The organism is Pelodictyon luteolum DSM 273 (assembly GCF_000012485.1).
Classification (GTDB): Bacteria; Bacteroidota; Chlorobiia; order Chlorobiales; family Chlorobiaceae; genus Chlorobium; species Chlorobium luteolum.
The window spans coordinates 951515-969904 of the sequence record NC_007512.1; the positions used below are offsets into that span (position 1 = coordinate 951515).

16 protein-coding genes and 1 pseudogene are annotated in these 18390 nt (G+C 53.3%); 6 read left to right on the forward strand and 11 right to left on the reverse strand.

Annotated features, from left to right (window positions below):
* Window positions 1-300 precede the first annotated feature (300 nt).
* From PLUT_RS04365 to PLUT_RS04400, 9 genes and pseudogenes are all read right to left on the reverse strand, one after another.
* The gene (locus PLUT_RS04365) at window positions 301-624 is read right to left on the reverse strand and encodes a helix-turn-helix transcriptional regulator (RefSeq protein ID WP_011357574.1); all 324 of its coding nucleotides are present in this window, start codon (window positions 622-624) and stop codon (window positions 301-303) included.
* Window positions 617-943 carry a type II toxin-antitoxin system RelE/ParE family toxin gene (locus tag PLUT_RS04370; protein ID WP_041463803.1) on the reverse strand — a complete coding sequence of 109 codons (327 nt, stop codon included), beginning with the start codon at window positions 941-943 and terminating at the stop codon, window positions 617-619. Before PLUT_RS04370 ends, PLUT_RS04365 begins: the two co-directional genes overlap by 8 nt.
* Before the next feature lie 843 nt (window positions 944-1786).
* Window positions 1787-2203, reverse strand: a complete 417-nt coding sequence (locus PLUT_RS04375) for a hypothetical protein (protein ID WP_011357576.1) — start codon at window positions 2201-2203, stop codon at window positions 1787-1789.
* Window positions 2204-2367: 164 nt separating this feature from the next.
* The gene (locus PLUT_RS04380) at window positions 2368-2949 is read right to left on the reverse strand and encodes a GIY-YIG nuclease family protein (RefSeq protein ID WP_011357577.1); all 582 of its coding nucleotides are present in this window, start codon (window positions 2947-2949) and stop codon (window positions 2368-2370) included.
* A 125-nt stretch (window positions 2950-3074) separates the two neighbouring features.
* Window positions 3075-3860: a hypothetical protein gene (locus PLUT_RS11090; RefSeq protein ID WP_011357578.1), complete on the reverse strand. Its 786-nt coding sequence runs from the start codon at window positions 3858-3860 to the stop codon at window positions 3075-3077.
* A gap of 52 nt (window positions 3861-3912) precedes the next feature.
* Window positions 3913-4065: pseudogene (locus PLUT_RS12060) on the reverse strand (DNA-binding protein); the annotation flags it as partial.
* Between the two features lie 165 nt (window positions 4066-4230).
* The gene (locus tag PLUT_RS04390) at window positions 4231-6582 is read right to left on the reverse strand and encodes a DUF2357 domain-containing protein (RefSeq protein ID WP_011357579.1); all 2352 of its coding nucleotides are present in this window, start codon (window positions 6580-6582) and stop codon (window positions 4231-4233) included.
* Between the two features lie 7 nt (window positions 6583-6589).
* Window positions 6590-8410, reverse strand: a complete 1821-nt coding sequence (locus PLUT_RS04395) for an McrB family protein (RefSeq protein WP_011357580.1) — start codon at window positions 8408-8410, stop codon at window positions 6590-6592.
* Window positions 8411-8477: 67 nt separating this feature from the next.
* A complete protein-coding gene (locus PLUT_RS04400) occupies window positions 8478-9533 on the reverse strand; it encodes a helix-turn-helix transcriptional regulator (RefSeq protein WP_011357581.1) in 1056 nt (351 codons plus the stop codon).
* Window positions 9534-9874: 341 nt separating this feature from the next.
* Here PLUT_RS04400 and PLUT_RS04405 point away from each other — a divergent pair, with 341 nt between their 5' ends.
* The 5 genes from PLUT_RS04405 (at window position 9875) to PLUT_RS04425 (ending at window position 13885) form a co-directional block, all read left to right on the forward strand.
* A complete protein-coding gene (locus tag PLUT_RS04405) occupies window positions 9875-10522 on the forward strand; it encodes a vWA domain-containing protein (protein WP_011357582.1) in 648 nt (215 codons plus the stop codon).
* Between the two features lie 65 nt (window positions 10523-10587).
* Complete coding sequence (locus tag PLUT_RS11095; protein WP_049752351.1) at window positions 10588-12018, forward strand: bifunctional trypsin-like peptidase domain-containing/SEL1-like repeat protein; 1431 nt, start codon at window positions 10588-10590, stop codon at window positions 12016-12018.
* A 126-nt stretch (window positions 12019-12144) separates the two neighbouring features.
* Window positions 12145-12567 carry a hypothetical protein gene (locus PLUT_RS04415; RefSeq protein WP_041463804.1) on the forward strand — a complete coding sequence of 141 codons (423 nt, stop codon included), beginning with the start codon at window positions 12145-12147 and terminating at the stop codon, window positions 12565-12567.
* A gap of 134 nt (window positions 12568-12701) precedes the next feature.
* Window positions 12702-13490, forward strand: a complete 789-nt coding sequence (locus PLUT_RS04420) for a hypothetical protein (RefSeq protein ID WP_011357584.1) — start codon at window positions 12702-12704, stop codon at window positions 13488-13490.
* Between the two features lie 2 nt (window positions 13491-13492).
* The gene (locus tag PLUT_RS04425; protein WP_011357585.1) at window positions 13493-13885 is read left to right on the forward strand and encodes a hypothetical protein; all 393 of its coding nucleotides are present in this window, start codon (window positions 13493-13495) and stop codon (window positions 13883-13885) included.
* Window positions 13886-14230: 345 nt separating this feature from the next.
* Here the strand turns inward: PLUT_RS04425 and PLUT_RS04430 are convergent, their stop codons facing one another.
* Both PLUT_RS04430 and PLUT_RS04435 read right to left on the reverse strand, forming a co-directional pair.
* Window positions 14231-14698: a helix-turn-helix transcriptional regulator gene (locus tag PLUT_RS04430; RefSeq protein WP_011357586.1), complete on the reverse strand. Its 468-nt coding sequence runs from the start codon at window positions 14696-14698 to the stop codon at window positions 14231-14233.
* A gap of 534 nt (window positions 14699-15232) precedes the next feature.
* Window positions 15233-15709 (reverse strand): PEGA domain-containing protein, encoded by a 477-nt coding sequence (locus PLUT_RS04435; RefSeq protein WP_041464062.1) that lies wholly within the window; start codon window positions 15707-15709, stop codon window positions 15233-15235.
* A gap of 577 nt (window positions 15710-16286) precedes the next feature.
* Between PLUT_RS04435 and PLUT_RS04440 the strand changes: the two genes are divergently transcribed.
* Complete coding sequence (locus PLUT_RS04440) at window positions 16287-18383, forward strand: ATP-binding protein (RefSeq protein WP_011357588.1); 2097 nt, start codon at window positions 16287-16289, stop codon at window positions 18381-18383.
* Window positions 18384-18390: the final 7 nt, after the last annotated feature.

The window sequence follows — 18390 nt, forward strand, 5'->3', positions numbered from 1 at the left end:
CAGTCAAAATCCTGATTTCCTTATTAAGGAGTGAGGCTATCTTGACTCCCTCCTGACCCTATCCGGCATGAAAGAATTCATCTGGTATCCAGGGCGTTCATCGGCTAATCCACAGTCTCATTGCCCTTGCCTTTTGCCCACCTGAGTGCGGAGGACTGTGAGTTGCGTCGCAGGCTCCGATTCCACGGCCGTATATTGCTTGATAATGAAAAACCCTCGTGGTTCAGGCGAGGGTTGTGAATGCGCATTTCCGAAACATCCTCTCATGCCGGTTCACAACATGAGGGTTCTGCATGTTATTCAGGCTTCAGCGGACTTCTTCGGTTCAAGTTTAATGATCAGGTCACACCCAACGGCTTCAGCATATTTCCTGAGTGTGGTTATGGAAGGGGTGTGTTTGCCGCACGCTTCAAGCCGTGAGATGGCACTTTTGGTCGTGCCGATCTTGCTGGCAACCGCGTCCTGTGTCATGCCGGAACGCTTGCGTGCTGCCAGTAACTCTCTGATCAGGGTGTACTTCGGTTCAAGGGCATCATAGCCTTCCTTGAACTCCTTGCTTTCCATAGCGTTACGCAGGAATTCCTGATGGTCGTGCTTTATAGGCTGATAGGTAAGGTCATCCATGGGTTATCTCCTTCATTCGCTTACGTGCGATCAGTAGTTCTTTTTTGGGTGTTGACTGTGTTTTTTTGATGAACGCATGTAAAATCACGATCCTTTTGCCCTGCATAAAACAGAAAAAAGCCCTTCCGATTCCTGCTTTCCCCTTTGGGCGAATTTCAAATAGACCGTTGCCCATCGCCTTGGAGTGGGGCATCCTGAGGTCTGGTCCGTAATCCATCAGCAACTCAATGAGGCGAGCATAATCGATCTTGATGGATTCTGGCCAGGCCTCAATGTCTTTCAGGATGCGAGGATGGAAGTATTCGATCTCATGGCTCATGGCACAAGTTAGCAACTATGTAAACCATCTGAAAGGTTTTTTTCTGGTAAACGTTCAATAATCCTACCCGCCATCGCTTTCAACATTACCGCAGCCATGGATGTGGAGGTGTTTCAGGACAGGGACTGAGCCCCCGCAGCACCCGCGTTGCCGGTGCGACCTTATGGTTTTGGTCGGTGACAATGGATGCGAGTGAATTAAATCCCCCAGGTTTTCATGTCCAGCGTCACCCCATCATTAGCAGTTCATGTGACTGTTTCGCCGTAACTAAGGCGCGGGTAGCCACATCTTGGTGCCAGCTATTCACTTGACTGTCCGGCCATAACCCCGCCTGTCCTATCCCGCCCGGACAATGGCTCATCTTCCAGTCGGTGGTGTTCCTCCAGGGGTTCGGTGACAAGGCGCCACCAGTTCTGCAGGAACCATACCTCCAGGTCATATGCCGAACAGTGCGGTTTTTTTTCATCGGTGAGTCATCTCTTGTAAGCTGTCAGTGTGAGCCGATGTATCTATGGTGACATGTCGCGTTTTATTTGTGTTCTTGTGTGTTGTTTCCGTAACCATCCAATAATGGTTGTGGATATTGAATGGGCCGCTAAGATTTCAATAGCCTGTATCAGCTCATCATAAGTCCGCCATTGACGACTCCCTCATGCGTGTGGGGAAGACCATCAATTTCCTGACAGCAGGGAATTGATCTGAGAAACACCCCCACGCCTGTGGGGGCGATTGCTCTATAGCATCACAATTTGTGATCTTATCAGAAACCCCCACGCATGTGAGACGACTTTGTTCCGGTAAGCGGTATCCAGTATATCAACACTACTCATTCGGTAGCCTGTATTAGCTCATCATAAGTCCGCCATTGACTTCCGTCACATGCGGGCATTCTGCCCGCATTGCAGCAGCGTAGAGTTTTTCGGCAACCTCTTTTATCGGCATGCCCTCAGGTACCCCCAGGGTAACGGCCACGATGTCGTCGCAGCGGTCATTCTGAGCCTCTTCGAGGGTACGGTCCCATAGTGCCTGTGCCTGGTCGTCGTTCAGCCGCCCCTCCTCCACATCCTCTTCAGTCACATCGTCCAGCATGGTGTTGCGTGAAACTGTTTTCATCGCCCAACTTCCCGGAGCATACTCCTGGATGTAATAGGAGATATAGCCATTATGATACATGCCCTCCCTCCAGTATCCCTCAATGGCAACCACCCACTTCTCCTTCTGCGTTTTTTCCCTGAACGACTCCAGCCCGTCATTGTACATGTCGAGTGCGGTGATGCTGGGGGGTAGGACAACGGCTGTCCTATGGCTTGAGAAGAGTGTGAGATCGTTCGGGATTTTCGAACAACATTAGGGAGCCTCTGCGGCGGCCGTGGATCGGATGACAAGCAGCCTGTCTGGGCCGGGTGTGTTGGTATGTGGCTCTGTTATCCAGCCATTACAGGCAGTGCCCGCGCATTGGCGATGGCTTTTCTCCTCAGAGCGCTCAGTTCTCCGGCAAACGGGTGATGGCGGTTTCCTTTGATGTTCAGCGGAAGGGAGAGCGTGTTCAGTAGTTCATCCTCGAAAATCCAGGGTTCTGGATGTTCAAGCCATGCAACGAATGCATTCTCTTCAAGCCATTCGTTCAGCCAGGCCTCGCCGGGGTGGGTGAATGTCATCCGTTTGCCGCTGCCGACGCACCGTAAGGGGAATCCACTTTCCTGAGTAAGGAGTATGCCGAGAGAGCGCCTTAAGGTCGAGCCCTCCGCATTGCCGCTGTAGTGGTATCGTACCCTGTGCTTCAATGTCTGTGTTGAATCAGGTTTTCCTGCCTTGTCCGGAGAGATTCCCACATAGAGCAGGCTCATGCCTTCGTGAACGATGCATCCGTCTGTTGGTACAGCGTGCGGGGTTGTCTTGAAAAACCATGCATACACGCCGTTCTCGGTCGGGACGGGGCAGGGCCTTGAAAGGATTTCATGCCGGGCGTACACCCGCTTGGGCCGAGAGAGCTGCTCAATGCTCATGAGGCGTCATGTCGTTGAGAGGAAAAAGCCCATCCAGAAGCCATCGCCTCGTGTTGTAATTGAGTATACATTCTGTGGCCGCAAGCCTGGAGGCGGGTTGCCCTAGCGCGTAAAGGAGCGGTTAGTCATGTGAGCCGCTCCAGTCCATCGTACTTGGCATCAATGCCTTTTCCCCGGTACAGGGGGGCAATGTTACCGTTCTCTTCCGCATTGGCATCGAACGATTCATCCAGGCTTGTAAATACTACCGATGCGAAATTACCGATACTGCCGTCGCCGTACTGGTTGCATGGACCGCTGATCTTGGAGATGTTGTCTGGTTTCCGGGCTTTTTTCTCCGGGTATCGAGCAGCTCGTACAACGACCCACTCGGGGCCATCGGCCCCTACAAACCATATGGATGGATTGACCTCCGGGTGGCTTTGCCAGGTCATCAATTCGTAGCCGTCTTTTTCTATCTGTTCCCGAACTATCTGCACGGCCAAATCATGCAGCTCCCAGTCTGTCATGATGATGGGTTCATTGCTCATCAATGCTGGCGGATACACGGGTTGCCCTGATTGGGCGTCAAGCAGCCCCCAGCCTTCAGCGACGGGCAGCCATTCATCCTGAGTTTTTTTCATGGGCATGATGCAGGCGTGGCCGGCACAGCCATTGGCGATGGATAGCAGTCCCTCACGGGTGCCGGGTATGTCGACCTGATAATCGATGTCTTCAACCCGAATGAAAAAGAACTGATTCCCTAAGAGGAACGAGAGGTGTTCCAGAAACGGTGGATAGGGGTGTGCCCGCAACCAGCGAATCTGGTCGTCGCCAGTCTGGTTCTGGATATGCTTTCCGGCTGCATTCCAGCAGCTGATAAAATCCGCTGCAGCCTCTGTCATATCAATGCTGAACATGGGTGTGGGCATGGGGTTTGCGTTCTTTCCTCGATAATGCAGTGATTGGTGATGGAGCGTGCATTTAAAACAGCGGCAGCGACTCCAGCCCCTTCGCCCTCACATCCTCGTACAAATTGTTTGCACGGCTCAGTTCGTCATGGAGGAGTATCCTCAGTTCCTGCGGTTCCAGTGCTTCTGCCTCTTCTCCGAACCCCATGAGCCAGCGCTTTACCGCATCAAGTGCCCCGACCTACATCTTCAGGATGAGGGACCCGTCGCCGGGCATCAAGTATTCCCCGTGATTATGAATTGATGTCGTGAAACACAAGATGTTAAAATTGCTCGAAAATCGGGGTGACTGAGTTTTCGCGGGCTAACTCAGCCGAACGGATTCTCCAATTCAGGCTGAACCACAACTATATTTTTCCTGGATTTCTTCCAGTGAGTTGGCTTTCAATAAGTCATTGAGCAAAAATAGCCTTAGGCGGAAACTACGAGATTTTTCTGTGGTAGTGAGTCTTGTCAGGGCTGGAACTGATGTTCCGAGTTTAATCAGCCAGTACAGTCCAGAGTCGCAACTTCTGCTGGGTCCTCCTGCATATTCATCAATCTCCCGCCGGGGTCTAAGCGTTACAGATTCTATTGGATAGATATATCTGCACTCGCGTCCGCCTGCACTTTTCGTAAAAAATGCGCAGTATTTCATTTCACGCATAACATATCGTGAGATTTTATGGTTCTGAACGGTGCTTTCGGGAATATGGTACCATGGCGCTTTTCCGGCCTCGAATTGCTCGACATAGGCCTTTCCCTTATTTGTCTCATAGATGTTGGCCGTGAGAATAAGGTTGCTGTGTCGGTATACTTTCATACCGCTAGGGGCAATGCGAACCGCTTCTTGCAGGAATAGATTATCGGTCCTGTCTTGTATAAGACCTTCCTGTTTCGGCGCCTCCCCAAGCTGGCTATGTAAAAAGTTTCTCATCCATAGATTCTTCTGTCCGGGAAGTAGGGGGAATGCACCGATCCCCACTTCTTCGATGGACTCTCCATACGGGTTTTCAGTAGTGTCTTGTTCAAACCAGCCAGGGTACAAGACAAATGCGCCGATTATCGGTCGGTGCTTGTCGCTTAAGCCATCTTCAGATGCTTGTGAGATATGGATTAGTGCGTCACGATAACGGTGCATCTGATTTATTGCATCATCGGGTGCTGTATCGACCCCTTTCTGTGGCCAGGCTTTATCTTCATTGAAATCGATTCTGTATTTCGCATCAAATATCCAACGAACCTTTTCCCTGGATGGCAGCGTGATCTCAAGAAAAATATCGGGTCGTTGAGTTGTTGTCCATGAGTAGATTTTACCGAATTCTCGTGGCTTGGTTCCATCGTAGGAGGGTTCATGGGTCAGAACGGCTGTCATTCCATCCGAACGGTCGAAGTGGAATGTTTCGAGGTCATCCATATGCTTTTCGTATCCTCTTGTTTGTAGCGAGCGGATAGGACTACTCTTTTCATGGAACCCAAGATCTAGGAGGATTCGTCTGATTTCTAACAGGCACCAGATTTCATAAAGCTTTGATACTGAACGTACTGATACGGATGCATCACTGCCGAAAAAGTCCAGATAGAGTTTCAGTTGCTGCCAGATCCTATAGACTTTCGCATAGCCGGCTCGCTGCTGCAGTACGAGCGATTCCCGCATTTGTCCGTCGAAATGCCCAATTTCTTGGAACAGAGGTTCTGCTGAGAGTTTTTCAAATGGAGCTGCCAGTTGGTTCAGTTCTTCGAAAAAAGAATCAGAAAGGGTCGCGTTCTCGGGAACACTCTTTAAGGCTGATGTGCGGGCGGTAAAGAGTTTGATTTTTTTTCTTGAGTGAGTCAGCACCATTTTGACAAACCGGTTCTCCGGCGTATCGAAGGAGAGTTTTCGTTTCTCGATGTGATATCGTTTTTCAAGAAGCTTCTCTGAGAGATTTTCTTTAATCCGTTCTTCGAGTTTCCCCGTCGTTTTACCCGTTAGCCTGTCGGCCTTGAGCTTCTTTATCTCTGGAAGAAGTCGGCTGTGGGGAGATCGGCAAATGAGCCTAACGGCAACTGCCAGTTCGTTTGCCAGGGAGCGGAACTGCGCAATCCAGAGTAGTTCGAACGATTCGTGTTTTTTTCGTGACCTGGCCAATACGGCTTCAGTTCTCTTCGCGATCGAAAAACGCCAGAGCGGGTATGTTGAGTCGATGGTATCGCCGATCAGCTTGAGATCGTGTTCCATGTCGAGCTTGGTGGGGAAGACGCGGAACGATATCGTGTCGGTGGATGTCGTCTCTTCGCAGTGATAATGCACTCCGATCCGAAACCAGCCGATATCGTTTCCGAAGTTCAGCAATCCCCTTGCGGATGTCCCGATCGTACGGAAGCTCTTCTCGATTTCGCTAAGCCGGTGAATGATCGGGCGTTCTTTGTTTGGGATAGAGTCGGCCTTGAATATGAACTCGAACTCATAATCCTTGTTTTCGTAACAGAGGGGTGAGGGGATCTCTATTTCTGAAAAGCCTTCTGCAACAGGGATTTCCATTTCATCGAAATGGCAAGATTCTTGTCCCTGTAGAGGAAAAGACAGCTTTATGGTTTCGGCCTCAACCGCCCTGTTTCGAGCCCTTAGCGCAGTCGAGAGCGTTTTTTTTGGCGTTGCATTGTCACGTGTCCAGATGACGAGTTTCCATCTGGAGGTGTCTAGTTGAAAGATGTTCGGCATTGCTTGGCTATGCCCAGAATGATGTGTATTGATTCTGCCTTAGTCGGTTCTGCATCCAGTCAATCTTGTCGAGCGACTTGTATCTGCATTCGGGGGGATTGCCCCCGTTCAGTGATCGGTTCATTAGATCGGGGCGGGTCGAGGTTCTGGAGGTTATGCCCTCCTCGATGTTATCCTTGCTCTTGAATCGCTTTTCGAAAAGTTCTTTTAGTTTATCCAGGATTCCTGTTTCATCTTCTCCGTTATATTGGAGCTTTTCCGCGTCACCTTCAATGCGGGGCAAAACCTTCTGCATGAGAAAATCGTCCCACACGGCGGTCAATTGCTTTTCGTTTTCGGGATTGAAGCACTTGACGGCCAGAAGGAGTTCATTCATGGCGCGGTAGGCAAGTTCGAAAGGCGAGGTTTTCAGAATTCCGTTTATTTCCGTTAGGAATTTGACGGATTCTTTTCCTCCCGGATCAGCAGGTACGGCAGCAAGTTCTTTCTCAGAGCGGATCTGGGAGAGGGTGGGATAACCGAGCAACTTCGGCTCGGTTTTTGGCTCAAAAAATTCTTCGAATCTGTTCGGGAAAAATTCGGGGAAGTCAATCGTCAGTGCTCGGTCTATGACCTTGCGGGAAAAACCGTGAGTTGTTTCATCCATGTTTACGGTACCGGCCACGATAAGGTTCGGTGGCAGTGGAATGCCGTTATTATCGAGAAATGCCTTCCACATCACATCAGCCTCAGATCCACCAAGAGCCGTCATGACAAGGTCAAGGTGCTCTCCGATAATCGGCAGCGAACTGTATCCCTCATCGCTCCATTTGCGGGACTCGAGGATGGAAAGGTAGTCTGCAAAGTACTGTTCGACTGGCGCAAGGTTCATTTCATCGAGGCATAGCCAAAAGGGGCGTGTGCCATCAATAATTTGGTGCAAGGAACCGCCCTTGTCGAAAACCTCTTTCCATGCTTTGACAAGGAAGGAGAGAAACGGGGTGGAGACATATTGTGTTCCGTCTATACGGCTTACGTAGCCGAGTAAGTCAGATGGTTCATGCCAGTCGGGACGGACGGCTACCAGTTCGTAATTGTCGGGTTTACGGTGATCCTCCGCACTCCAGCCGTTTGAGCGTGCAGCCTGTGACCGAACGAAGCGAGTCTTGCCTGTTCCTGAAATGCCTGCCAGGAGTAGGAACGGTTTTGCTAGGGGAATTGGACGCATTGGTGGGCTTGGGGGCGGTGGAATGATGGTTGTTTTTTTTCTCAGATACTCATCATAGACCGTTAGAATCGCGTTAAGGTCACTAATGATGTTGTCGTCAGGGGGAACCAGTCCGCGTTCATATAGCTTATAAGCAATAGTGGAATGCTCGTAATTTGTACCAAGCGCATTACCCGCACGTAGGTCGATTTCGTTATTTAGGAAAAAATTTGATTCAATGAGCGGGGCACAGAGGGGATGTATCGCCTGGGCTCTTCTATGCAGTTCACGGCGAGCATCGTTTTGCCCCAGTTTATTTATTAGTGCCGTCACCCCTTGGTTGAAAGTTATGTAAATGCCAGACATGTCTTCCCGAAAAAGAAAGACACAGTATACACCCTCCTGAGTGGTTGTGGTTTCCCTGTCATCCATCAGGGCAATCCACGGCACTCTAGCCCAATTCCCTTGACCTAAACTGAATTTTACTTGGATGTGTGGTCGGGATTGCACTTCAGGAGACTCAGACAGCTCCGTTTTTATGGTATTGAAGTAATGAAAGGTTTGATCTTGGCCGTTGAATGGCCGAGTATTACGGGCTTGGATATATTCGGATAATATGCGCTCGATGTTTTGCTGAATCATATTGCCTGACGTTGATGATGATCTTGATGAATAGCTTTTAAATGTGGAGTTGATGTGGCGTCTGCATTTAAAACAGCGGCAGCGACTCCAGCCCCTTCGCCCTCACATCCTCGTACAAATTGTTTGCACGGCTCAGTTCGTCATGGAGGAGTATCCTCAGTTCCTGCGGTTCCAGTGCTTCGGCTTCTTCTCCGAACCCCATGAGCCACCGTTTCACAGCATCAAGTGCTCCGACCTTCATCTTCATGATGAGGGAGCCGTCTTTATGTTCTATTGTTTCTTGAGTCGGGTGCCAGCTTCGTTCGCGTATCCACTGTGCCTGAAAAGGGGTGAAGCGGATGGTGACGTCAATCTGTTCGCTTGAGTGGACAAGATCGAAGGTCTTTTCAAGGTACTCGTCGATCGAGAATGATTCGGGTACGGTAAAGTGACGCTCCGTCACCGAGAGGGTCCGGATACGGTTCAGGGCGAAGGTCCTGGTGTCCTTGCGGAGCTCGCAGTAGCCGATGAGGTACCAGGTATCGAGAGATTGTGAGTAATGGAAGAGGTAGGGGTGGATGGTGCGTTCCGTTACGGCTTCGCTGCTTGCGGCCCGGTATGATGCGCGGTAGGTTATGGTTACCTTCAGTCTGCAGCGGATGGCATCTTCAAGTGTCGCAAACATCCGGGGTTCAACAGGCTGATGTGTCGGTTTTTCAATGGAGTATGCCGAGAGCAAGTGATCTGTGGCGGAGCTCTCGGGAAGGTACTGGCGTACCTTGTCGAGAGCCCTGCTTACCTCGTTGTAGTAAGGGGTCCCCTGGTACTGCTGAAGGACTTTTGTCGTGGCGATCAGTGCTTCTGCCTCCCTCAGCTCCAGTGTTGTTGCGGCAAGGTATGACCATCCCTCTTTCTCATAGTAGTATCCCCGCTTTTTCCGGTCGTAGGATATGGGAGCGTGGAGCAGGTCGCGCATGTAGTCGATGTCGCGCTGTATGCTTTTGCTCGATACCTCAAAGTAGCTCGCAATAATTGAGCAGTTCGGGTAGTGGTTGTCGCGCAGCTGCTGGTCGATGTACTGCATGCGGACTATGGGAGGGCGGGACTGCACCATGTCATCAGCGTTCAGAGGTGGATGGGGCATATCTTTAAAGTTACTGTTCTTTTCTGCTTTTCCACCATTTCTTTTACGGTGTTATCCGTATTATTCGTGTGCGGGGCAATTCGCACCGCTACGCCATTAGTGAGAATGGTGTTGGCGTTCCTTCATGAAATATGCGGGGTATGGTGGGTCAAAGGGTGTCCGATACCCCTGCGGTCACCAACACTGCTGCTTTGTTTTTCATCTCTTTTTGATCCGCTCGGACGGGTATTGTCCGATGCCCCCGGTTATCCTGTCACTGCCGGGCACATGGGACGATTGGTTTTATTGTGCCCGCGAGCGTTAGACACCGGTCAACACTATTAATAAAGGGGGACGGAACAATGCACAAAGACACAGAAGGGTATACACACATCACCGTCATCCTTGACCGCAGCGGTTCAATGGATGAAATCCGCGATGATACCATCGGGGGGTTCAACGCGTTCATCGAAGAGCAGAAGAAGGGGCAGGGCAAGGCCACCCTAACCCTCGTCCAGTTCGATACTGCCGATCCCTATGAGGTGATCCACAGCTTCAGGCCCATCGGGGATGTGCCGGCATTGACGCCTGAAACCTATGTCCCGCGTGGCGGTACGCCGCTGCTCGATGCATTGGGCCGCGGCATCAACGATATCGATCGGTGTGTCCTGGCGGTACCTGAAGCGGAGCGGCCGGAGCACGTCATGGTTGCCGTCATCACTGACGGAGAGGAGAACTCCAGCCGGGAGTTCAGAAAGGAGCAGGTCGAGAAGATGATCAAGGCCAAGACCGCAGGCGGCTGGACGTTCATCTTCCTCAGCGCCGACCTCAATGCAGTGCAGGAAGCCGTGCGCCTGGGGTTCCACCAGGAGTCGTCCATCCCGTTCGACAAGAGTCCGGAGGGGGTGTCCTGCTGCATGCAGATGCTGTCGGAAAAGGTGTCCGGCATGCGTTCAGAGCCGAAGGCCGATATGAATGAGCGCATCAGGGACGCGCGGAAAAGGCTGTGAAGACGAACAACAGGAAAAGGATCCGGGCGGGTTCACCTCTCTCCATAATGCAAAGAAGCACCCCCATGAAGAAGAGAACGGCAGCATTGCTCATTGTCTCACAAGCCGTGCATTCGGGCGGCGGAGTATTCTGGATCCTTTTCGCCATTCTCTTTTCCTGGCCGCTCTCCTCCCTTGCCGCAGAGAGCAAAGCGGCGGAGGTCTTTCAGCGGGTATCGAAAAGCGTGGTCGTCGTCCATGCCCGTAACGACAGCGGGGATGTTCTGGTGATGGGCAGCGGCGTGGTGTTGCCCGGAGGCACAGTCGCGACCTGCCACCATGTCGTGAGTGACGCCAGAAAGATCACGGTGGATTACGCGGGCGGGGAGTATCCCGCCGTTGTCCGGTATTCCGATATCGAGCGGGATATCTGTTCCCTCACGGTTCAGGGGCTGAAAGCTCCGGCGGTGTCCATGGGGAGCATGGCAGCGCTTGCTGTCGGAGAGCGGGTCTATGCCGTGGGGACGCCGCAGGGTTATCCGTTGACGCTTTCGGAAGGGATCATCTCCGGTTTCAGGGAGGTAAGAGGGCATCGCTACATGCAGACGACGGCCCCGATCTCTTCGGGATCAAGCGGCGGCGGCCTGTTCGATGAAGAGGGCCTGCTGGTCGGCATGACGACCTTTTTCCTGAAGGATGCCCAGCAGATGAATTTCGCCGCCCCTGTCGAGTGGCTTGCCGCTTTGCCGGAGGGTCGTGCCGGGAGAGTCGAAAATAAAAGGAAGGATGAAATCCGGGGGATACGGGCCCGTGCCGAACTGGGTGATGCTGACGCTCAGTATACACTGGGCGCCTGTTACTCGGAGGGGGACGGAGTCCGAAAGGATCCCGCTGAAGCTGTAAGGTGGTACCGGCTGGCTGCCCGCCAGGGCAATGCCGATGCACGGAACAGTCTCGGCTGGGCGTACCGGGAAGGCAATGGCGTGAAGCGGGATTATGATCGGGCCCTGCTGTTGTTCCGTATGGCTGCTGAGCAGAATGAGCAGTATGCACAGAATAATCTCGGCCTGATGTATATGAACGGCGAGGGTGTGAAGCAGGACAATGCCGAGGCGTTTAAATGGTTCTGCATGTCTGCCGCCCAGGGCAACGGCTACGGCCGGTGCAACATCGGAGAGATGTATGTGAAGGGCCAGGTTGTGGAGCAGAATTATGAAGAGGCCATGAAGTGGTTCCGTCTGGCTGCCGAGAAGGATGGCAATGATGCTGCGTACTGGATAGGCTGGCTCTATGAAGAGGGGAAGGGGGTACCGGCGGATCCCGATGAAGCTGCCCGATGGTATCGAATTGCGGCGGGAAGTACCGATCCCAATGGCCTGCTCTCAATCGGGGAGATGTATGAAAAAGGCCTCGGGGTTCCGGGCAGCATATCGAACGCCGAAAAATGGTACAGGAAGGCTTGCCGTGCGGGTGAAAAAGATGCATGCGAAAGGCTGAAACGACTGGCCGGGAAATAGTCGACAAGGGGGAGAACCGGGCTGCTTGCTTGTGTATTTACAACAAACCTAAAGGGGATAACAGCTATGCCAAACGGAGGACCTGATTGTTGCGGGAATTGCGGCTTCAATAAAGCCGTGCAGGAAATGGCGCATCCGCACCCGGACCAGCAGGAGCGGTTCTGGGCCATCTCTTACTGTTCGTTGCGTCACCTGAAGATATCCAATCCGTTCTGGACATACTGCCATAATTTCCGGTATGGAAAGCCGCTGCCTGAACCCGGTGAGCATGTCGTAATTGATGGGCGGGTGTTTGGCAGCGGTCTTTATGAAGGCTACGTCCGCATTCCGTGGCATGGGGATACAGAGCCAATAGTCTCAACCCCGTGCACGTGTGTGATATGCGGGAGAAAAACGAAACGCGGAATCAGTGTTGTCGACGAAGGCCAGCCCATCGGGTTCTGCACCAATCGTCACTACATCGATTGGTGGAAAACCAGGCATGATGACCAGAATATTTCCTCTGAGGGGCTGGAGACGCCGGAAGAGTTTTACGGAGAAACAGAATGAGCGATCCCAAGCCCATTCTCAAGACGGTCGGCTGTTTCTGATGCATGAGTCCATTGACATGCTTGGGTGCATCTGGTGCCCTTCGGAAGGCAGCGAGCGGCCCCTCAAATCCTTAAATACGCCAGAATTTTCCAATGAAGACAGTCCCGTTGTTCCATCGCTATATCGGCATCGACTATTCCGGTGCCGCAACTCCGGATGCCAGCCTGAAGGGGATTCGGGTGTATATGGCAGATCGGCTCTCTCTGCCTGTTGAAGTACAGCCTCCGCCAAGCCCCCGCAAGTACTGGACCCGCATCGGCCTGGCCGAATGGCTGGCAGTGCGCTTGGGGGAGGATGTGCCGACGATCGTCGGCATTGACCATGGCTTCTCCTTTCCCTTGCGGTATTTCGAGGTCCACCGCCTGGTGCCTGACTGGCCGGCATTTCTCGATGATTTCCAGAAGCACTGGCCTACCGATGACGCAAACACGTATGTTGATTTCATCCGCGACGGCTCGCGGGGTGAGGGCGAGGCCCGTTCCGGCAGCGCCCGGTGGCGGCGCATCACCGAGGAGCGGGCCGGGGCCAAGTCGGTCTTTCATTTCGATGTGCCGGGCTCGGTTGCCAAATCGACCCATGCCGGACTGCCCTGGCTGCGGTACCTGCGCGAGAGGCTCGGGGACCGGATCCATTTCTGGCCCTTCGACGGCTGGCAGATCCCTGCGGGCAAGTCTGCATTGGTGGAAATCTACCCTTCACTATGGAGCAGGGATTGTCCACGGGATGGTCGCACGCCCGACCAGCACGACGCCTATGTGTCAGCCGCCTGGCTGCGTCAGGTTGATACGGACGGCAGTCTCGGAGAGTTCCTCAAGCCGGACATGATGCCCGGCCAATACCCTGTCGCTCAGCTCGAAGGGTGGATTCTGGGGGTGAAGTGAATATGGTAAAGAAGAGTGAAGCGGAGAGTTTCCGCGCTTCGGTGCGGGATTTCGACGGGTGGCCGAAGAGCTGGATGGGTGTAACCGAAGATCTCGCCTACGGCCGGAAGCTGTTGCCCTTTTTCGCCGGTTTTCTGCAGGAGCTGTATGATGAGGGGGTGTCGCGTAAGACCTTCGCAGGGTATCGTGACAACCTCTGGCTGCTTGGTGGCGCCATCATCGGCGAGGTATCCCTCTATGAGGAGTACCGGGATGACCCGCTGGAGAAGCTCTCTCTATCAGTCGCTGATGGCGGTATGCTGCCCGATCATTGCGACCGGATGACCCGGGCCGACATGCAGGCGTTCGAGCGGATGTGCCGCAGATTTGAACGGTATCTTCAGGATTTGAAATGAGAACGGGAGAGCGGGAGCTCAAGCCTGACCGGCTTTTTCCTCTGTGATTGCCGGCCTTGCAGCTCCTCCTCTTGAGTATGGAGTGTTTTCTGGAGGGATCAGCCGCAGTTGACGATCCCGGAGGGTGAAGGGCATATCGCAACCACCCCGGAAGTTTTCATCCGCAATATTCCGCTCCGTTCAGGTGTATAGGTGTGGCAATAAGAGTTCGGGGCGGACGGGGTATGGGTTTGCCAGTTGCGTCGGGACCGGAACGATGCCAGCCAAAGCTCCCGCAGGCATCTTCTTTAAAAAAGGATGGGCCTGTTGGCGGGACACGGAAACGGAACAGGAACACGTATGATCCTACAGCCCTGACAGATAGGTCTTCAGCGCCTGGTGTTTTCCCCTTCCGATCTTCTTGTGGAGGCGGTAGCGGATGCTTTCCATCCCGCGTGTTGTGATTCCTCTGCGCCGTGCGATTTCCCGGGTATCGTAGCCGAGTTTCACGAAGAGGCAGACCGTTGCCTCCCTCGGCGTAAGGTTCGGGTGTGCTGCCTGAAGCTTCTTGAGGAATGCAGTGTCCGCATTGGTCAGGAGGGTGTCGAACCGTTCTTCAAGCTGTTCATGCTCGCTCAGCCGCACCAGGAGGTCTGTCATCGGGCGCTTGAGGTCGGTTGGAATATCGGCCCCATAGATGGCGTCGAGCAGCTGGGTGAGCTCTGCTCTTGCTCCGCCGGGGTTCTGTGTGGCACGCTCGATCTCTTCAGCTTTTTCTGCTGAGTCTTTTTTCAGTCCGGCGTGTACCTGTTCGAGTTCCGCTCTGGTGCTCATGGTTCCCTCAGTGGTTCTGTGTGCATTCCATTGCTACTGCTTTCACTGTATAGTACGAATATTTTATCTTATACTGACAGTGATCCAGCCCGCCTGCCCTTTCTGGCATCCCCTGTCCTCCCCAGCATCTCCGCTGCTGCAGTATCCATTGTTGAAAATGCAAACCATTTTTCGCCCGGGTCTTTGCTGTGATTCGCCGATGCGGTAGATGGCGCTGTCAATGAAGAGAAAACGGTCACGGGCGAGGTTGAATTCCCGCGCTTCGATGTCGGGGTATTATGTGTGGAATTTTGCGATTTCCTCGTCGAGTTGCCGGCTGATGTTTTGTTGAAGGCTCCGGAATGGATGATGGAAGTCCCTGTGGCATGGGTGCTCTCCGGCGCTGCAATGCACGCAGGGTGTCCGCATGTAAAAGAAGTGGTTGGGGGCCTGGGCGGTGAATCAGCTCGATGAGGGAACGGTGAGTGACGAGGGTGGACGGACATGCAAAAAGGAGCCCGAAGGCTCCTTTGAAGCAATCACCAACCAACCGACTTACATGTGCTTGAGTTCGCCGATCTTTTCCCAGGACTGATCCGGAGTCCGTGTGAGGGCAACAACAATGGTGTTATCCTGCACCGTGACAGAAGCACGATCAGACTTGCGGAGTTCAGCATTGAGCTGCTCCGGGTTCAGCTTGTACATCGAGCCGCTGATGGCGTCCACAGCCAATCCGACCAATCCGCCGAAGACGATATTGCCCCATACCCATCCGTTTGATTTTTTCGTGATGGTCATTTCATACGGATAATGACCGGCAAGCGCAATCTTTACCGTATGGTTGTCCTTTCTTTTCAAATCAACGGTAAGGGGAGTCGTGCCGATATTTCTTCCGTCAACCGTAACACCTGCTCCGGTCGGCGTGCTGGAGATGCCGAGATTCTGCGAAGAACCATCCATGATGGTTGCGCATCCCGAAAAACACGGTGCGATAAAGCCCAGCAGTAATGCTGTAATGATTGTCCTTTTCATGATGATGAGGGTTATGAGTTTAAAAAGCGCAGCCAACCGAAGGAGGCTGCGTACGCAAAGAACGGCACAGGTGACACGTGTGTTATTGATGGAATAGTAGGGGGGTGGATGGGACAACGGCTGTCCTATGCATTAAATAAATGCATCAATTCTCAAATGAGGCCGGCATAGGTATTCCGCCTACTGCTCTTTGGGGGGGATATTCCTGCCCTGCCGTTGCAGGTTGAGGTTAAGAGGAGCCGCTGAAACCGCTTAATCGATAATGACATGTGCGGGCGTTTCGATTTTTTTCTGACGTGGCCCCCGATTTCTAGACAGCGGTTTAAGTTGGTAACTGTTCAGCATGGAGGGGGAATAAAATGGGGCGTTTCACCATGCAGGCGTGGTGGTGCCTATGCGTGGGCATGATTGGTGCCTCTCGGGGAATATCGATGTATTGCTTGCTCAGTTGCGCGCTCTGATGGCTGATGCCCGCAAAAAAGCAATGCGGGCAGGCACGGGCTGCTTATGGCAAAAAGCTGCTGTCACGACTGGCAGAATCATTGACTGGTGAGTTTGGCAAGGGGTTCGGTGGCTCATGTCAAAAGGGACTCCGGTACGGGACGAACAGGGCAAGGTCATCCGATATGCCGGAATAGTTATTGACGTCACCGAGTGGATGCGGGCTGACGGGATGCGCCGTGAAAGTCAGGCCCGGTTCAAGGCGGTGTTTGAAAGCAATAACGCCGTCAAGCTCATCCTCGATCCTGCCACCGGCAACATCATTGATGCAAACGGTTGCGCAGAGCGTTATTATGGCTGGCCGGCAGGCCAGCTGCAGTCCATGAACATCAGCCAGATCAATGTGCTGCCATGGGAAGCAATACAGTCGCATCTGGCATCATGGCAAGAGCACGAAAGCCAGCACTTTGAGTTCCGTCATCGGCGGGCTGACCGTACCATCCGCGACGTAGAGGCTTTCGGAAGTAAAATCAGCATCCATGGCAAACCCTACGTCTATCTCATCATCAACGACATCACCGAACGCAAACGCCTTGAATCCCTGATGGCGTTCCGGCTACGCCTTTACCAGATGTCGGAGACCGCTACTGAAGCGGAGCTGCTTCGAGCAACCCTCAACGAAGCTGAACGGTTGACTGACAGCACCATCGGGTTCTGCCACGTGCTTTCGGGCCCATTCTCTCCGGATATGCAGCGGGTATGGTCAACGAACACGATGCAGCACGAATGCCGGATGGATACTGACCAGGGCGATATGGGCGTGCGGATGGCCGGTATCTGGCAAGAGGCCCTGCGGGACGGAAAAGCACTCATCCATAATGATTTCAAGTCCCTCAACCGCAACCGCCCGCTGCCTCACGGCCACAGCGACGTGCAGCGTGAACTGGTTGTTCCCCATATGGAGGGGACTACAGTCACGGCCATTTTCGGTATCGGCAACTGCCCCTACGACTATACCGAAGACGATGCATCCCTCGTCAACAACCTTGCCGGCTTTGCGTGGGACATCATTGCCCGCAAGCATGCCGAAAGGGCGGAGCAGGTCATGCAGGAACAGCTGAACCAGTCGCAGAAACTGGAACTTGTAGGCCAGCTCGCAGGAGGCATCGCGCATGACTACAACAACATGCTTGCCATCACGCTCGGCCATGTGGAAATGCTGCTTGACCAGGTACCGGAATCCCATCCGTTTTTCAACGGGCTTAAGGCCATTCTGAACTCAACCGAGCGTTCAGTGGCAATCACCAGCCAGCTTTTGGCATTCGCCCGCAAGCAGACCGTGCAGCCGGCTGTCGTAAGGCTGAATGCACTGGTTGAAGAGTGCCTCCCGATGCTGCGTGGTGCTATGGGTGAATCCATCGCCTGCGTCTGGCACCCCGGCCCCGCCATCAACTCCATCTCGATCGATCCCGGGCAATTCGACCAGATCCTCCTCATCCTCTGCTTGAACGCCCGCGACGCCATAAAAGAGAACGGTACCATTACGATCAACGCCGGTGAGGGTACGACACCGGGATATGCCGTCCTTACCGTCTCCGATACCGGCAGCGGGATCAATGAGCGTCATCTTCCGCATATTTTCGAGCCGTTCTTCACCACCAAAGAGGTAGGAAAGGGGACCGGTCTCGGGCTCTCAACCGTCTACGGGATCGTGAAGCAGAACCATGGTCATGTTGCATGCAGCAGCGAACCGGGCAAAGGAACAACCTTTACCGTGTCCTTCCCCCTGTATGGTGATTCCGCCGTGGCGGCAACACCCGCCGATGATGAGGAAACTGCGGTAGCTGTGGACGACTGCAAGGTCATCCTCATTGTTGAAGACGAGCCGGATATTCTGCATCTCGTCCAGACAATACTTGAAAAAATAGGATACCGGGTGCGCTCGGCTCCGGATGGCGAAAGCGCCCTCAAGCTGGACCCGCAGGGCATCAGCCTGCTTCTTACGGATGTGGTGTTGCCGGGCATGAACGGCCCTCGACTCTATGAGCAGATGCGGGCAGCCGATCCCGACCTTCAATGCCTGTTCATGTCCGGCTACGCACCTGAAAGCCTTGATCACCATCAGTCGCTGCAGGAAGGAGTGAACTTCATCCGCAAACCCTTCAGCATCAAAGATTTTATCAGCCTGGTCCGGCGATCCCTGGACCCTCAGCCATACCCCACCCCCCGATGAAGAAGGG

What these genes read in the sequence shown, in the direction of transcription:
- PLUT_RS04365 (WP_011357574.1), bottom strand. Translation starts at nt 624, where the DNA reads ATGGATGACCTTACCTATCAGCCTATAAAGCACGACCATCAGGAATTC.
- PLUT_RS04370 (WP_041463803.1), bottom strand. Translation starts at nt 943, where the DNA reads ATGAGCCATGAGATCGAATACTTCCATCCTCGCATCCTGAAAGACATT.
- PLUT_RS04375 (WP_011357576.1), bottom strand. Translation starts at nt 2,203, where the DNA reads ATGTACAATGACGGGCTGGAGTCGTTCAGGGAAAAAACGCAGAAGGAG.
- PLUT_RS04380 (WP_011357577.1), bottom strand. Translation starts at nt 2,949, where the DNA reads ATGAGCATTGAGCAGCTCTCTCGGCCCAAGCGGGTGTACGCCCGGCAT.
- PLUT_RS11090 (WP_011357578.1), bottom strand. Translation starts at nt 3,860, where the DNA reads ATGCCCACACCCATGTTCAGCATTGATATGACAGAGGCTGCAGCGGAT.
- PLUT_RS04390 (WP_011357579.1), bottom strand. Translation starts at nt 6,582, where the DNA reads ATGCCGAACATCTTTCAACTAGACACCTCCAGATGGAAACTCGTCATC.
- PLUT_RS04395 (WP_011357580.1), bottom strand. Translation starts at nt 8,410, where the DNA reads ATGATTCAGCAAAACATCGAGCGCATATTATCCGAATATATCCAAGCC.
- PLUT_RS04400 (WP_011357581.1), bottom strand. Translation starts at nt 9,533, where the DNA reads ATGCCCCATCCACCTCTGAACGCTGATGACATGGTGCAGTCCCGCCCT.
- PLUT_RS04405 (WP_011357582.1), top strand. Translation starts at nt 9,875, where the DNA reads ATGCACAAAGACACAGAAGGGTATACACACATCACCGTCATCCTTGAC.
- PLUT_RS11095 (WP_049752351.1), top strand. Translation starts at nt 10,588, where the DNA reads ATGAAGAAGAGAACGGCAGCATTGCTCATTGTCTCACAAGCCGTGCAT.
- PLUT_RS04415 (WP_041463804.1), top strand. Translation starts at nt 12,145, where the DNA reads ATGGCGCATCCGCACCCGGACCAGCAGGAGCGGTTCTGGGCCATCTCT.
- PLUT_RS04420 (WP_011357584.1), top strand. Translation starts at nt 12,702, where the DNA reads ATGAAGACAGTCCCGTTGTTCCATCGCTATATCGGCATCGACTATTCC.
- PLUT_RS04425 (WP_011357585.1), top strand. Translation starts at nt 13,493, where the DNA reads ATGGTAAAGAAGAGTGAAGCGGAGAGTTTCCGCGCTTCGGTGCGGGAT.
- PLUT_RS04430 (WP_011357586.1), bottom strand. Translation starts at nt 14,698, where the DNA reads ATGAGCACCAGAGCGGAACTCGAACAGGTACACGCCGGACTGAAAAAA.
- PLUT_RS04435 (WP_041464062.1), bottom strand. Translation starts at nt 15,709, where the DNA reads ATGAAAAGGACAATCATTACAGCATTACTGCTGGGCTTTATCGCACCG.
- PLUT_RS04440 (WP_011357588.1), top strand. Translation starts at nt 16,287, where the DNA reads ATGTCAAAAGGGACTCCGGTACGGGACGAACAGGGCAAGGTCATCCGA.